The 15,195-nt window shown below is 69.6% G+C and carries 14 protein-coding genes; 1 reads left to right on the top strand and 13 read right to left on the bottom strand.

What is annotated here, in order from left to right:
• Positions 1-48 precede the first annotated feature (48 nt).
• The gene (locus ACSNN8_RS14090; RefSeq protein WP_436649622.1) at positions 49-1,563 is read right to left on the bottom strand and encodes a competence protein CoiA family protein; all 1,515 of its coding nucleotides are present in this window, start codon (positions 1,561-1,563) and stop codon (positions 49-51) included.
• Positions 1,564-2,315: 752 nt separating this feature from the next.
• On the opposite strand from ACSNN8_RS14090, the gene ACSNN8_RS14085 reads away from it, so the two are divergent.
• Positions 2,316-3,005, top strand: a complete 690-nt coding sequence (locus ACSNN8_RS14085) for a LuxR C-terminal-related transcriptional regulator (protein WP_436649621.1) — start codon at positions 2,316-2,318, stop codon at positions 3,003-3,005.
• Here ACSNN8_RS14085 and ACSNN8_RS14080 read toward each other — a convergent pair.
• From ACSNN8_RS14080 to ACSNN8_RS14025, 12 genes are all read right to left on the bottom strand, one after another.
• On the bottom strand, positions 2,991-4,268 hold the full coding sequence (locus ACSNN8_RS14080; RefSeq protein WP_436649620.1) for a cation:proton antiporter: 1,278 nt from the start codon (positions 4,266-4,268) through the stop codon (positions 2,991-2,993). The genes ACSNN8_RS14085 and ACSNN8_RS14080 overlap by 15 nt on opposite strands.
• 119 nt (positions 4,269-4,387) lie before the next feature.
• Complete coding sequence (locus ACSNN8_RS14075; RefSeq protein WP_436649619.1) at positions 4,388-5,197, bottom strand: S-methyl-5'-thioadenosine phosphorylase; 810 nt, start codon at positions 5,195-5,197, stop codon at positions 4,388-4,390.
• Positions 5,190-5,630: a VOC family protein gene (locus ACSNN8_RS14070; protein WP_436649618.1), complete on the bottom strand. Its 441-nt coding sequence runs from the start codon at positions 5,628-5,630 to the stop codon at positions 5,190-5,192. Before ACSNN8_RS14070 ends, ACSNN8_RS14075 begins: the two co-directional genes overlap by 8 nt.
• Positions 5,627-7,063 carry an MFS transporter gene (locus tag ACSNN8_RS14065; protein WP_436649617.1) on the bottom strand — a complete coding sequence of 479 codons (1,437 nt, stop codon included), beginning with the start codon at positions 7,061-7,063 and terminating at the stop codon, positions 5,627-5,629. The genes ACSNN8_RS14070 and ACSNN8_RS14065 overlap by 4 nt, the downstream gene beginning before the upstream one ends.
• Before the next feature lie 6 nt (positions 7,064-7,069).
• Positions 7,070-7,360, bottom strand: a complete 291-nt coding sequence (locus tag ACSNN8_RS14060) for a Dabb family protein (RefSeq protein WP_436649616.1) — start codon at positions 7,358-7,360, stop codon at positions 7,070-7,072.
• A gap of 10 nt (positions 7,361-7,370) precedes the next feature.
• Positions 7,371-8,363 carry a hypothetical protein gene (locus tag ACSNN8_RS14055; protein ID WP_436649615.1) on the bottom strand — a complete coding sequence of 331 codons (993 nt, stop codon included), beginning with the start codon at positions 8,361-8,363 and terminating at the stop codon, positions 7,371-7,373.
• Positions 8,360-9,439 (bottom strand): glycosyltransferase family protein, encoded by a 1,080-nt coding sequence (locus ACSNN8_RS14050; protein ID WP_436649614.1) that lies wholly within the window; start codon positions 9,437-9,439, stop codon positions 8,360-8,362. The genes ACSNN8_RS14055 and ACSNN8_RS14050 overlap by 4 nt, the downstream gene beginning before the upstream one ends.
• Positions 9,439-10,611, bottom strand: a complete 1,173-nt coding sequence (locus tag ACSNN8_RS14045) for a Gfo/Idh/MocA family protein (RefSeq protein ID WP_436649613.1) — start codon at positions 10,609-10,611, stop codon at positions 9,439-9,441. The genes ACSNN8_RS14050 and ACSNN8_RS14045 overlap by 1 nt, the downstream gene beginning before the upstream one ends.
• Positions 10,608-11,240: a TIGR04282 family arsenosugar biosynthesis glycosyltransferase gene (locus ACSNN8_RS14040; protein WP_436649612.1), complete on the bottom strand. Its 633-nt coding sequence runs from the start codon at positions 11,238-11,240 to the stop codon at positions 10,608-10,610. Before ACSNN8_RS14040 ends, ACSNN8_RS14045 begins: the two co-directional genes overlap by 4 nt.
• Positions 11,237-12,046: an SAM hydrolase/SAM-dependent halogenase family protein gene (locus tag ACSNN8_RS14035; RefSeq protein WP_436649611.1), complete on the bottom strand. Its 810-nt coding sequence runs from the start codon at positions 12,044-12,046 to the stop codon at positions 11,237-11,239. The genes ACSNN8_RS14040 and ACSNN8_RS14035 overlap by 4 nt, the downstream gene beginning before the upstream one ends.
• A gap of 738 nt (positions 12,047-12,784) precedes the next feature.
• On the bottom strand, positions 12,785-13,573 hold the full coding sequence (locus ACSNN8_RS14030; protein WP_436649610.1) for a DUF2382 domain-containing protein: 789 nt from the start codon (positions 13,571-13,573) through the stop codon (positions 12,785-12,787).
• Positions 13,574-14,092: 519 nt separating this feature from the next.
• Positions 14,093-14,896: a mechanosensitive ion channel family protein gene (locus tag ACSNN8_RS14025; protein ID WP_436649609.1), complete on the bottom strand. Its 804-nt coding sequence runs from the start codon at positions 14,894-14,896 to the stop codon at positions 14,093-14,095.
• Between the last annotated feature and the right edge of the window lie 299 nt (positions 14,897-15,195).

Raw genomic sequence — 15,195 nt, 5'->3', positions numbered from 1 at the left:
AGGCCGATTACTGCTGTGCGTCACCAGGCTTCCCCAGGCTTCAGTCACTCAGCCATCAGCGCGTCCGCGGTCGAGCAGTAGCGGTCCTGCCATGCCTTCGTTGGCGACCTGATCGACGGCGCCGTCCCACCACCAGGCGTTGCCGTTGACGTAGAGGCAGGGCGCCTGGGCGGTGATGTCGCCGCGCAGCGCGATCAGTGGGGCGCCGGGCATCAGCAGGCGCACGGTGCTGCCGTCGGAGAGGGGCAGGTTCCAGCCGAAGCGGCCGTCACGGTCGGCGGCGGGATCGCGGACCGGGGTGCCCTCGAGGCGGGCGACCCGCCGGCGGATCGGGACCTGCTCGAAGACCGCGGTGCGTTCGGCGACCGCGCTCAGGAAGGCGTTGAGATTGGTGGCGGCGAGGTCCTCGCTGGCTTGCTCGAGCGGAGCAGTCCCCGGGTTGATCATGGTCCTACGGTACGGCGCGGCGCCGACCTCCTGACCGCTGACCAGCGCTTTCTCTGCCGTGCCCGGTTGAGGTGCTGTGTTGGGTCCAGGGGCAAGAGCGACCACGACCGGCTCGTTGACGGCCGCGCCAGGCGATCGCGCGGCGCGCTTAGCGATCCGATACGACGGCTCGTAGCCGCAGGTACGGTCGAGCCCGCGACCGTCTGTTGCTGGCTCGTCCGGAACGGTGTTGTCCAGCTGGTCTGCGCGTGAGCTGCGCTCGTCTTGTTCCTCACGGATCCGGGTCAGGTCCTGGGGACGGACCCAGAACCAGTTGGTACGCCGACTGCCGTGGGTGCGGTAGGGCATGAACTCGCCGTGCGCGGCCCGCACGATCAAATCGTCAAGGTGGGTGATCTGCGCGGGCTCCCAGGTGCCGTGCTTGCCGGTGCAGCGGCGGCCGCGGCGGCGGTCGGGACAGACCTGGCCGGTGCGGCCGCAGGCCGCGATCCGCAGGGTGCGGACGCCGCCGCGGACCGGGAGCCGGGCCTCGCTGGTGTAGTACTGCCATGGTTTGCGGTCCAGCAGGGCCCACGGCACCTGTCCGGCCCAGTCGACGGCGCCGTTGAGGGTGGCCCACAGCGGGGTGAGCCCGTCGTCATGGGCGCGGTCGGCGCGTTCGCGGACGCTGCGGGCGGTGGCGTAAGAGACCTGCGCCTCACAGGCCAAGTCGTGCGCACCACCGGTGACGACCACGTCGGTACGCCGGCGGCCGTGCGCGGGCCGGCTTTCGGCTACTGCGGTCAGGCCGCCGCGCTCGGCGGCGGTGACCATGCGTTCCTTGAGCGCCTTGTGAGTGTCGCTCTCCGGCTCGTGGTGATCGCCGAGGTTCTTGTTGTGGTGCACGGCGTGGAAAAGCCCGTCACGGCGGCGCAGGAACATCCACTCCGGGCAGTCCGGGTTGTTCTCCTGGCAGTCCGGGCACTGCAGCTCGCCCGGCCGGTATCGCGGGCTGCGCCGCTGGTGGTAAAGCTCGTCGAGCAGGCCGGGCCGGTCGGGGTGACCCAGGTCGGGCAGGTCGGTCAGGTCGAGCTCGCGGCCGGTCGGCACGTGGATGACCACGGTGTTGGGCGCCACGCCCATAAATATACGGAGAGAATCAAGTCGATCACTCTACGTGGCCTGGTCTTGGCCGTGGGAACCGGCAGTTGCCTACCGTCCCCTCCAGCGGGCGTGCCGCAGTGAGGGAGAACCTCGGACGCCGGACTGTGACCATGCAGAGCGATGGCGGAAAGCCCGTGAGAGCTTCCGCCGTTGGTCGTCAGGGGTGGCGGCGACTTACTTGCCGCTGACGAAGTGAGCGATGGCCAGTAGTAGCAGCACGGTTCCGGCAAAGGCGCCGCCGCCCGTGAGGATCGCCTCGGAGAGCTTTTACTCGAGGCGTGCGAGAGCAGTGCGGCGATTCCGGCGGTCTGAAGCATGAGCAGGACCCACACCCAGCACGAGATGCTGGGCGGTACCGCCGGCGCAGGGCGGGTTCGGGACGAGGGCCGAAGGGGCACTGGTGAAGATCCATCGTGCGGACGGTGCACTTGGCGCTGGCCATCCAGGGGCAGGGAGGCGTCCCTGTCCAGCCGGCCGCCTCGGCCGCCGCACTGGCACCGACCCCACCGTCGCCTCATCCCACGAGGTCGCGACCATGAGCCGGGCGCCTTCTAGCCGTCGTAGTTGTTGAAAGTTCAGCGGCACTGCGAGGTGTCAGAATTTGGTCAGATAGTTTTCCGGTGGCCGTGTGGGATACCGCACTTATCGACGTAATCAGATGAGAGTTAGTCCATTAGTCTGATCGAGCCGAGCGGGGACGTGCGTGCCTACGGGGAGGGCCCGAGATGACCATCCGAGTGCTTCTGTGCGATCACCATCAGCTTGTTCGCGCGGGATTCTCTCAATTGATCGAGGCGGCGCCCGGGATGTCGGTGGTCGGCGAGTTGGAGGAGCCGCTCGAGGTGGCCGATGAGGTGCGGCGGCTGCGCCCAGATGTGACCCTGCTGGAGTTCGATCGGTCGGCCGATGAGGTGGTGGAGGCCGTGCGCCGGCTGCCGCGCCGGCATGACGGGCGATTGCTCACCGGCCCGATCGCTTTGGCCGCGCACCCGGACGACGAGGCGATTCTCCATGCGTACACGGCGGGCATGCTGGGCTTCATGCTGAAGACCGATCCGGTTGAGAACCTGTTCGTCGCTATCGAGGCGGTCGCCGCGGGCCGGCCCTACGCCTGCCCGACAGCTCTGCGGTGTCTCATCCGGCACGCGGTGATGCACGGTAGTGCCGTGGCGCCGGCCGAGTCCGCCGGGAACGAACTGACTCAGCGGGAACGCGATGTGCTGCAATTGATCTCGGCCGGGATGTCGAATGCCGAGATCGCATCCGCATTGACGGTCACCGAAGGCACCGTCAAGAGTCACGTTTCGCGCATTCTGACGAAACTTCGGCTGCAGAATCGTCAGCAGGCGGTGGTTTATGCCTTCCGCCGCGGAATGGCGTCGGGGGCGACCGCGCAAACATCAATGAGCGACTAAAACATCTGATGATTTCGATCGTGTCAACAAATGCATCAATGGTGCCGTCATGGTCGTGGTGAGGACCGCAACTATCACCAGGATCGCGTACAAAGGCAAGGTCAGCAGGCCGAGCCGGTAGCCGAGCTCGATGACGACCAGATCAGTGACGCCGCGGCAGTTGAGCAACGCCCCGAGCTGAAGCGCGTCCGGCCACCGCAGGCCGAGCAGGCGTCCCGCGGTGGTAGCCCCGGCGATCTTGCCGGCGCAGGCGATCAGGAAGGCGACGGCGAGGAGCCCTGCCATGCCCGGGTCGATCAGGCCGGCGATGTCGAGCCGCAGGCCGACCGTCACGAAGAAGAGCGGGAGCAGCAACACCCGAGTGAGGTCTCGCAGCCGGTCCGCCGTCGAGGACTGCGCGGCACGGCCGGTCACGCCGAGGACGCCGATGACGAATGCGCCGAGAATCGGGTGCAGCCCGAGGAATGCAGTGCACGAGGCGCCGAGCAGGACCACGATCACGGTGATCGCGAGGCCGGCGTTGTCCGGCGCGGCAGCCCGCGACCACCGCGCGGTGGCCGCCGCGGCGGCGATGAACACCGCCGCACCCGCCACCATCAGGAACGACGATGCCAGGCTCTCCGCCTGCATGGCCGCGATCGCGGCCATGGCTGCCCAGCACAGCGCATCGGTGACGACCGCGGAGCCGAGCGCCAGGATCCCCACCGGACGGTCGGCGAATCGCAGGTCGTGCAGGATGGCGCCGAGCACTGGCACGGCCGTCACGCCGAACACGACACCGATCAGCCCGGCGAACGCGGGAAAGCTCGCGCCCGGAGGCGCGTACTCCGGGTAGAGCCACCACGCGAGAAGCGCGCCCAGCAGCGCCGGCAGGACGGCCGAGACGGCGGACACCGCCCCGGCCGCGACACCGAGACCGCGGACGTTGTGGCCGGCCAGGTCGTGTGCCAGCAGAAAGACGAACAGGACCACACCGAGCTGGGCCAGCACGTCGATCTGGTGCACCAGGTCGGACGCGAACAGCCATTGCTGTGCATCGGGCGCCAGCCGACCGAAGACCGACGGGCCCAGCAGGATGCCGGCGGCCAACTGCCCGATCAGCTCCGGCTGGCGCAGCAGCCGTCGGCATAGAGTGCCGCCCAGCCACGACGCTCCGGCGCAGATGGCGAGGGCGAGCAGCATCCGCCCGTCGGTTCCCTGGCCGGCTCCGGACGCCGATGAGCGCGCGCTCGTCGGGTGCGCGGGCACCGGCGCCTCGGCCATCACCAGGACTATGAGAGCCAGGCCGGCGCCGGCGAGCACGGCCAGTACGGCTAACCGGCGGCCGGTCACCCGGACGAGAGGCCGCCGCGGTGGGGCGGAGGCGTCGACGTTCGGCATGGTCATCCGAAAGTCGCCTCGTCCAGTGCCCGGCTGCTGAGCGGCGACGGCTCGGAGGAGAGGTGCGCGATCGTGTCGAACAGCAAGGCGCGGAGCCGGTCGAGGTTGGCGGCGAACATACGGCCCACCGCTTCCTGCGTGACCGCGGGAATCTGCAGGTCGGCAGCCCGGCCGGCGTCGTGGTCGGTGATGATGGCGACGGTGGCGTAGCCGACGGCGAGCTCGCGAGCAAGCTGAGCCTCCGGGCTGCCGGTCATGTTGATTACCGAGCAGCCGAGCCGAGCCAGGATCAGCGACTCGGCGGCAGTCGAGAACCGGGGGCCTTCGACGACCGCCATCGTCCCGGTCTCGCGCAGGCCGAGGCCGAGCCGGTCGCTGGCCGCGAGGAGCGTCGCGCGAATCCAGGGATCGTACGGCTCGGCGAAGCCGATGTGCCGCGTCTGCGGCCCGTCGTAGAAGGTGCCTGCCCGCCCACGTGTCCAGTCGACCAGTTGATCGCAGACAACCATGTCGCCGGGGCAGACGTCGGCGTCCAGCGACCCCGCGGCGCAGGGCGCGAGGATCTGCCGGACGCCCAGGTGGTGCAGGGCCCACACGTTGGCCCGGTACGGGATGCGGTGCGGCGGATGCCGATGGTCGCGGCCGTGGCGGGGCAGGAACGCCACCCTGCGCCCTCCGACCGTGCCAATCGTGATCACGTCGCTCGGCTCGCCGTACGGGGTGTCCACACGGTATTCCCGCGCTTCGTCATCGAAGAGGGAGTAGAGCCCCGAGCCCCCGAACACCCCGATCTCCGCGATGGCGTCAGTCATCGTCGTTCCCGGTTGACTCGATCAGCTCGAGGAGGGCGCCGTCGGGGTCGCGGACGTACGCGAGGGCGGCCTCGTCCAGCTGGACCGGACCGCCCACGACGGTGCCGTGCCGCGCCTTGAGCCGGTCGAGCGTCGTCGCGAGGTCGGTCACCGGCACCGCCAGGTGCACCGTGCCCACTGCGGCGGGCGAGGGCTCGGCGGCCACGACCTGTGGGGCGCGGAAGTGCAGCAGTTCCAGGACGCGGCCGTCCGGCAGGGCCAGGAAGGCCGCGTCCAGGTCGGCGCTGGGCAAGCCGACGAGGCTACGCACGCCGTCGTGACCGCCGGGCGTGAAGCGGCGGATCAGCCGGCAGTTCAGCACCGAGGTGTAGAACTCGACGGCCGCGTCGATCCCGCCGACGGTAATGCCGACGTGCTTGTCGGTGTCGCTCATGGACTCTCCTTGGTTCGGCGTAACAGGAACAGCGCGCCGATCACGCCCACGGCGCTGAGCACCGCGGTGGTCGCCATGCCCAGCCGCAGGCCGGAGGCGAGCGCGCTCACCGGATCGGCGCCGTCGACGCGCATCTGCTCCGACCGGCCGGCCGCCAACGATGCGGTCAGGGTCAGCACCAGCGCGCCGCCCACTTGCTGGCTGGTGTTGAACAGCCCGCTGGCCATCCCGGTCCGCTCGGTCGGGACCCCTTCGACCGCGGCGACTGCGAGCGCGACGAAAACCGCCGTCACGCCAGCGCCGGCGAGCAGCGTGGCTGGCAGGAAACCGATTGCGTACGCGGAGTCGAGCGTCGCCGTCAGATAGGTCAATCCGACGGCGAGCATGCCGAATCCGAGGGCGGTGACCAATCGGGGCCCGGCCCGGTCGGTCAGCCGGGCGGCAAGCGGTGTGGTCGCCAGCACGACGGCGGCCAGCGGCAGGTACGACAGCCCGGTGCGCATCGCGTCGAGCCCGAGGACCTCCTGCAGCACCTGAGTGCCGAGGAACTGCGGCGCGATGAAGCCCACCGGGAAGATCAGTGCCAGCAGATTCGCGCCCCGCACCCTCGGCCGGGCGATGACCAGCGGATCGAGTAGCGGGCTCCGGCTGCGCCGTTCCAGGACGACGAACGTCGCGATCAGCACGGCGGAGCCGAGCGCGGCCACCCACACTTGCGCCGACCATCCGTCGGCGGGCACGCGCGAGCTCGCGTACACCAGGAGCGACAGGCCGAGCGCGCCGACCAGCCCGTTGCCGATGTTGAGCGGCTCCCGCCGCTGCGGCAGAGGGCGGCGTCCCGGCGCGCCGGCCGCCATCAACGCCATGGCGAGTACGGCCGGGCCCACGGCGAACCAGAACACCGCACGCCAGCCGAAGCCGGCGGTGAGCACTCCGCCCAGGGCACCCGCGGAGACCATGCCGATGCCGCCGCTGAGGGTGACCAGACCCAGCACCCGGGTGCGGCCTGGTCCCTCGGGAAACGCGGCCACCAGCAGGCCCAGCCCGGCCGGCAGGCAGAGCGCGGTGCCGAGACCCTGTGCGCCGCGGCCCACGAAGAGGACCGTAGGGTTCGGCGCGAGGGCCGCGAGGACTGATCCGGCGATCAGGACGGCGAGGCCCACCTGGAACATCCGGGTCCGTCCGAAACGGTCGGCCATCCGGCCCGCGATCAGCAGCGGCGCCGCGTAGAGCAGCCCGTACGCGTTCGGGATCCACTGCAGACTCGCCGCGTCGATGCCGAGGTCAGCGGCCGTGGGCGGCAGTGCCACGCTGACGATGAAGCCGTCGAGCACGCTGAGGAATTGGGCGAGGCACACGGCGAGGATCACCCGGGCCGGCGCCGAGCCGCCCGTCCGGTTCGCCTCGGGGGCGAGTTCGTTGTCGGCCGACATCCGGGCTCAGCTCGCGAACTGGACGATGGCCAAGCCGTCCAGGGCAGGATTGACCCGCTCGTCGATGACCCGATGATGCGCGGGGTGCTGCTCGTAACGCCGCAGCGCGTCTTCGTCCTGCAGGCGGACGAGCAACGCGGCGTGGTAGCCGTCGCCCAGCCGGCCCAGGTCGCTGCCGAACTCGTAGCCGGCGATCCCGCCGACCTCGCGCATCATCTGGGGCAGAGCCTCGGCGAGGTGCCGGGACTGCTTCTCGGGCTCGCCGGTCCACCGGAACAGCACGACATGCGTGATCATGATGACTCCTTCACACGATCCAGGGCGAGGCTTCGGCGGCCGCCGCCGGCAACAGCCAGTCGCGGCCGGATATCCATCGCACCGTACGGGCCGGGTCGCTCTCGGTCAGCTCCACGACGACGGCGGTCACGCCGTGCCGCCGGAATCGCAGGAAGTCGTCGAGCTTCTCCTTGTCGCCGATGGTCACCGCGACGCAACCGGCATCGGTGTCGTCCAGCGCTTCCACGCCCGCCACCGGCGTGAGCCGGGCGCCGGGTCGCAGGCGCGCGAGTTCCGCGCAGAAGCCGGCCGACACGGCCGGTAACACGGCGATTTGGGCCGGCGACGGCCGCGCCCAGAAGTCGGCCGCCGGCACGCCTGCCGCGGCGGGCACCGGTCCGATGGGCGTCGTCGGCGGCAACGACGGTGACTGCTCGCCCGGCACCGACGGTGACGCCATCGCCGGCGACACCGCGCGTAGTACCCGGCCGCGGGCGCTCAACGCGGCCCACAGCCGGTCCCAGGCGGGCACGTCACCGGCGCCGGCCAGCCAGTCCAGGACGATGTCCTGGTCGCGTTCCCAGACGCCGCGGCGGCAACCGAACGACCGGCCCAGACACGACCGGCGGTGCCAGACGTAGTCGTCCGACATCACGGCCGCCAGCGCGCCGGCCGGTGCGGTGCCGTCGACCGTGGCGTCCGACTCCCCGTAGTCCCGCACGTCGTCATGCACCGCGACGTAGTCGGCGTCGGTCCGGGTGAGACCCTGCACCAGGGCGCCGACCGCCGCGGCGGTGTGCCGGCAGGCTGTCTCGACGAGGTAGAGCAGATCACCCGGGCCGCTTCCGGCCAGCGCGCCGGTGACCGCGTGGGCGAGCTCGCGGGTCTCATCGCCCGCAGGCACGTTGTCCGGGCGCCGGTACTCCACCGGCCAGGAGCCGGCGGACGGTTCGGGGACGGTGGGCGTCGCGGCGTACCATCGCCTGCCGCGGTAGGTGTGCCGGGAATACCAGAAAAGAATCATGTCGGCTCCAGCACGCGGGTCGCCGTGAGCCCGGACAGGAAGTCGACGAGCTGCCGGGCCGCTGCCGCAGCGTCGGCGACCACCCGGCGCTGCGCCCGCGCACCGATTTCCAGCCGTCGGCGCTCGGGCACGTCGCCGGCCGTCACGAAATCGGCCACCGACTCGGCCACCAAGCACTCGAGTTCGGGTTCAAGATAATTCGGCAGGCCGGGAAACGGCTCGGTGATCAGACAGCTGCCGGCCCACGCGGTCTCGAAGACCCGCGCCGCGGCGGTGTCCGCATAGCCGCCGAAATCCCGGCGGAGCAGATTCACCACGAAGCGTGACCGGTGGTAGAGAGCCGGAAGTCCCGCGCCGGTGAACGGCTGCCGGGACAGCGGACCGCTCCACGGCACCGCGTCGGCCGGCCAGTGCCCGGCCAGCATGACCCGCAGCCGGGGCCGCCGGTTCAGCCATGCGGTCAGCAGCTCGCCGGCCCGTCGCTCCCGCGCGCCGTGCCCGGCCGCGACCAGCATGACGTCGTACTCCGGTGACCGAGCCGGACCGGGCGGGTCGCCGAGCGCCAGCGCGGTGATAGCCGCGGACGCGTGCCAGCACGGTACCGGCGCGATGCGCCGGTACTCGTGGATGGCGCGCGAGCCGCCGGCGAACAGCACCACGGCCGTATAGTCGCGCAAGGCCGACCGCAGATGTACGCCGTCGGCCAGCAACGCCAGCCGGGACGGCGCGTCCGGGTCGACGTACACCGCGCGCCCGTCACGATCGCGGCACAACCGGCCCACCCACAGATCCAGGCGCCAGTCCTCAAGCCCGGCCGCGCCGACGAACTTGACCACCCGATCGCTGGGCTGCAGCCGGTGGGCGAGCGCATCCGCGATCCCCGCGGCAGTCGGGCAACGGACGATGTCCACCCCGGGAACGGGTTCCCGGCCGCCCTCACCGGCATCCAGCTCGTACGCCGTCACCGGGCCGAACGCGGTGAGCGCCGCCGCCGTGCCGCGATAGAAGGTGATGCCTCCCCGCGCCACGGTCGTGTCCGTCAGGGACGGGGTCAGCAGGTGGACGGCGGGCGGCATCAGCTCTCCGGCGGGACGACGGGCTGTGCCGGGACGACCGGCTCGCTGGGCGTGGCCGGATCGATCGGCGGTACCGGGGAGAGCGGCGGCACGAAGCTCTCCGGCAATGGCTCGGGCATGACCTCGTGCAGCCGGTCCACGTCCTTGTCGCTGACCGGCGTGAGCGCGTCCACCCAGCTGCGGCGGCATGCCGACCGCAACGCGGCCATCACCACCTGGAACGACCAGGCCGAGCGGGCCGCATCGGTGGGTACGTCGATGGCGGCCGCCTCGAGGGTCGGGGAGGTCTGCCGGAGCGCGGCGCCGATGTTGTCGAACAACGCCGCCTGTGCGACGTCGTCGAGCGCGTCGTGTTCGTAGCGCTCCTCGTCGCGCCCGTTCTCGCCGACGTACCACCAACCGCGATTGAGGCTCCACCCGGCGACGCCGGAGCTACCGACGATGTCGATGCCGGCCTGGTGCCACGCGTTGATGGTGCCCGGCCAGGATGGCGCCCACGGTCCGCATTCGAAGTAGACCCGGGGCCCTTCGGCGGTGGTGAGCACGCCGGCCGTGTGCGTGGGGCACTCCGGCATGCCTGCCTGCTCCTCCCAGCCGCTGGCCTGTACCAGCAGGCGTTCCGGTACGAGCGCGTCCTCGAAGAGGAAGTTGACCAGGTCGAACAGGTGGGTGCCGTGCTCCAGCAGCGACCAGCGGGTGGCGGCGCGCACCATCCGGATCCGGCCGATCTTCCCGGCGCGCAGCACCTCCTGGAAGCGCTGGATAGGCGGGAAGAAGCGCAGCTGGTGGTTGACGTACAACTGCACCCCGGACTCGCGGCACAGGTCGAGCACCCGATAGCCGGCGTCGGGCCGCATGGCCAGCGGCTTCTCGAGCAACAGCCCGGGCACCCCGGCCGGGGCCACCTGTTCGACGACAGGTAGCCGAACTGCCGCGGGCGTCGCGACGTCCACCAGAGCCAGCTCTTGATCCTTCAACATCGTGGGCAGATCCGAGTAGTAGTGCCGCAGGCCCCATTCCGCGGCGAAAGCAGCCGCCCGGTCCTCGACCACGTCGCAGCACGCCACGAGCTCGCAGTCGGACGACAACCGGAGAGCCCGGGCGTGGCCCTCGGCGCGCGGTCCGCATCCCACCAGCGCCACGCGCACCGGCGCGGCCGTGTTCTCGCTCATCTCTCGTTCGCCCTTCTGTCGGGGGCGCCGGCCGTGGTGGCGACGAATCGCAAGTCGGTACCCGTGTTGACATTCGGCACGATGAACTCCGCAAGGGCCACCGGCCGTCCCCGCCGGGCGAGTTCGGTCGTCAACCGCGTCAGCGTGTCCGACCTGCTCATCGCCACCTGGGTGAGCTCCGGCACGTCCACACCAGAGCCGAAGATGCAGTAGCCGCCGTCGTGCGACGGCACGATGCGGACCTCGTCCGGTTCCCCGCGTACGGCCCAGGCGATGTGGCCAGGTTCGACCGTCGGCAGATCGGAGGCCATGAACGCCACCCGCCGGTAACCCTGCTGGAGTCCGCGGCGGATCTCGTTGCGCTGCCGTTCGGCGAACGTGGCGCCGTACTGGCGGACCAGCTCGACGTCCGGGCTGTCCGGGCAGAACTCGGCCAGCGCCAGCGGCGGCCCGGCCACGGCCAGCCGTACATCCGCGTCCACCCCGGCGGCCGCGCCGATCACCCGGCGCAGGCAGGCTCGGTAGACCGCGCGGGCGTGGTCGGCGCCCACGTCGGCGACCAGCCGGGTCTTGCTGGCCGGGCTGTCCGGCGGCCGGCACAGCACCACCACGAGCGCCGGTCGCATCATCCCGCCTGCCGTACGCGAACTCGTGTCCCGCTCGGTACCTGTAGAACCTCCTGCAGGCTTCCCTGGTTGCGAGCGAACGCGAGCCGGCCGCGGCTGTTCAGATAGGCCAGCGCGGCACCCTGCTCCACCATGCCGAAGGTCTGCCGGTACGGCAGGTCCAGCGCGTCCTGCCCGTCGAACTCGACAAGCACCTGATCACCGAAGGCCAACTCCGCCTTCTCGCACAACCCACCGGGGATGTCGGTCCAGATGTTGCCGAAGTTGCGGTCGATGATCGACACCGAGCCGACCAGCGTCCCGTCGCCGTCAACATGCGGGTCCTCCTGCGGCAACATACGGACGTCGTCGATCCGCTTGCCGACCTTCTCCAGCGGGAAGCCGCCAGCCAGTGATCCGGCGCAGGCCACCACCACGTCCCGGCCATAGAAGGACGGCGTCGGCGGGTAGACCATGCACTCCGGGTTGTCGATCTGGTAGATGGCCTCGAAGGGCTCCCGCCGGCGTACCCCGGTGAGCACGCCGTTGTCCGCGGCCACGAAGATCTGCCCTCGCTCGTTGCGAGCAGCCACACAGGGCAGCACACCGGTCTCAGGGATAATGATCATGGTGAAGACCGTGTCGTCCGGAAAGAAGTCCGGCAGGTCACTGAGGTAGAGCGAGGCTTCGGCGACCGCGAACGGCCGCACCTCGTGGCTGATGTCGACGATCTGCGAGCCCGGGCTGCGCTGCAGCATCAGCCCCTTGCACATCCCGACCGCGTCATCGGCGTAGCCGAGATCTGTCAGGAAGGCTATCAATCGCCCCATGGTGACTCCTCGATGTCGGAAACAAGCCCAGTGTCGTGGCATGCCGCAGGCGAGTCATCAAGCCGAGGACGGATATGAGCACGTCTTCACGTCGGAGTTACGGGCATCAATGCCTCAGGGGCCGAAGTCGCGAGCCGGGAGTCGTACGACCTTCGACAGAACAGACTCCGCCCATGACCGGTGTGGTGGTGGTTTGGGATCAGTGACGGGATCCGCTGACCAGGCTCGTCCACTGGCGCGGGCGACAACGTGTTGATCCCGCCTAGCAGGACGCCGCCTGGCACCGCAATCGCACCGCCGTCGAGTTGCGCTCGCTTGCTGCGCGTGTCCCACGAGCAGACATCCGGCTGGCACGCCACCGCGCTGCTGCGGCTGCTGGACGCGGTCTGCTCCGCCGCCCGACGACCTGATCGATGCGACCGCGCAGACCTTCGCGAGCGTGCGGGCAACGGCGGCGGCTCCTCCCGCCGTACGCCGCAGGGCTGCTGGCAGCGCGGTCGCCGCCCGCGTCACGCCCAGTGTCCTGCTTGCGCCCGGATGGACATCTCTTAGCGTCCGACCCAACAGGCCGCGGCGGCTCGGTTGATTTCCAGCTTCTGCTCGAGCGGGTGCAGGTAGGCGTCCCGGAATGGCCGCCCGCGCGGGCCGCCGGCTATCGGTTGATGGAGTGACCTTCGCAGGAACGGCGCCGCCGTCCAGCGAAGGACGACGACGCCGCTGTCGGGTGCCAGTGTCGGGTCAGAGGGTGCGGCGACCCTCGTCGGGCAGGTCGGCCTCGATCTTCTCCTTGCGGACCTCGCCGGCGACGGTCTGCTGCTCGGTGACGGTCTCCTTGCCCAGGCGCACCCGTTCCACCGGCACTGTCTCGGTGTCGACCACCGGCCGCTCGGCGTGCAGGGTGACCTCGTGCTCGGACTCGGTGATATCGGTACCGGAGTACGCGGCACCGCGGTTGGCCTCGGTGATGGGCTCGCGCTCCAGGCGAACTTCCTCACGCGTGACCGGCACGGTGACCTGCTGCTGCTCGGTCACCACGTACTTACGCAGCCGGGCCTTACCCACCTGCTCACGTTCGGTACCGGCGACCAGGTGCTCCTCCGAGCGGGTCATCGCGTCGTCGGTGGTGGGGCCGGAGGTGTCGTAGCCGTCGGTGCCGGTGTACGAGTCGCGGGCGGTCCCAGCGCCGGCCTGGTAGGCGCGGTAGCTGTCATCCCAGCTCAGCCCGTAGTGGCGGTACAGCATGTCGACCTCGGCCTCGGACAGCGGCTCGTCGTGTGACGCATCCACGTTCGGGGCGTCCTTGACCAGATCCTTCTCGAACGGCACGACGAGCCGGTCGGCCTGAACGTCGGCGTTCTGCAGCGGCACCAGGGACTCGTTGAGGCCGAACAGGCCGGTATTCACACTCGCCCAGGCCGGCATGCCCGCGCCGTCGGCCCACACCTGACCAACCTTGCCGATCTTGTCACCGTCCCGGTCATAGACCTCGCGACCGATGAGGGTGCTCACCTGCTCCTGCGTGATCATGCGTGCTCTCCTTCGGTAGCTCCAGATGATCTCTTGCTACCCGCTGACTGCCCCCCTATGCATACGTTCTTGCAGCTCACGCTCTGTTGATCAACGTACGCGGGCCGGTTACGGGCGCCGGATGCACGCGGACGGGGGGCTTCGTCGAACGCCAATCCGACCAACCACCCACCCCATCCCGCGATGTCGGCAAGGAGCAACGGCGGCAACAACAAGTTCCAGTGGGCCGCCTGCCGGTGCGAATCCGCAGCGGATCAATACGCGAGCTTGCCAGCCCATCGCCACCTGTTGATCAGCGCAGCTCAGGCGCTCTCTGTGTCGCTACTACGTGAGCTCTGGGGCTGTCCGGATACGCTCGTCGATCCTGGGAGTCGTCCGGGCCTGGCTGGGAGACGCCGTACGCGCCGACTCGGTTTGACAGGAGCCGTCGAGTGAGGTGTTCAGAGCGCCCCTTGCGATGCCGGATGCGGGTTGATCGCAAATCCGATCAACCCGCATCCGCTACGTTCGTCGACTTGTTCAGTACGTGCCGGTGTTGCGGTCGATCGGCATGGTCGGCTGCTCCGTGGCAGGGTAGGCAGGCTGCGCCGGAAGGCTGCCCGGCTGAGCGGCGTAGCCGCCGCCGGCAGCGTAGCCGCCGCCTGTCGTCCGGGCCGAGAGGTTCGTGGCCTCCTGCTCGGCAGTGTTGAGCCAGCGCTCCCACCGGTTCTGCATCGGCTTGATGGCGCCGCCACCGACACCGACGATGAGCACGCCCGCGATGATCGCAAGGACGGTGATAAGGATCGGAGTGGTGACGGTGGTAGCCACGCCGATCTGGTTGAGCGCGGCGATGATGCCCAGCCCGAGAATGAACACCGAGGCGATGTTGGCAAGGATCTTGCCGTAGGACAGGCCGCCCAGGCTGGCGGAGATAAGGTCCTTGACGCCCTTGGCGATGGCCGAAGCCACCACGATGATGATGATCGCGACGAAGGCCCGGGGCAGCCACGTCACGACGCCGGTGATCAGGTCGGAGATCGGGTTGGGACCCCAGATGCCGAAGGCGAGCTGCAAGGTGAACAGCAGGATCGCGTAGTAGACAAGCTTGGCGACGATGTCACTGGCGTCGTACTTCGACCGTTGCAGGGCCGTCTTGACTCCGCCGCGCTCCACGAGGCGGTCGAAGCCGACGCGTTCGAGGATCTTGTCGACGAGCTTGCGGACGGCCTTGGCGATGAGCCAGCCCACCAGCAGGATGACCAGGAAGGCGAGCGCCTTGGGCAAAAACAGCAGGATTGAGCGCAGCATGTCGCCCACGCCGTCGGTAATTCGGTCTGACATCGAGGGTCCTTCGCATCGGGGATCGGGGGATTAAACCGGACCGCCGTGTACCCATCCATACCGTCGCCGCAAACTCAGGACAGACAATTATCATCGGCCGTACACCTCTTTCGGACATCCGATTGATGTGCGGGGCCCTCAAGCTTCTGCGGGTCCGTTTACGACATAAACGCCGCGATTACTTGCGGTCGGTCAGCCGACCACGAAGCCGACAATACGGTGCAGCCTCGGCCATAGACAGCTGCGTCATCCCAACCGCCGGCACCACTTCAGGCCCTTGCGTCGGCGCACTCACTTGC

It is taken from the genome of Actinoplanes sp. URMC 104, from assembly GCF_051386375.1.
Classification (GTDB): Bacteria; Actinomycetota; Actinomycetes; order Mycobacteriales; family Micromonosporaceae; genus Actinoplanes.
This window is presented reverse-complemented; position numbering and strand designations above follow the sequence as displayed.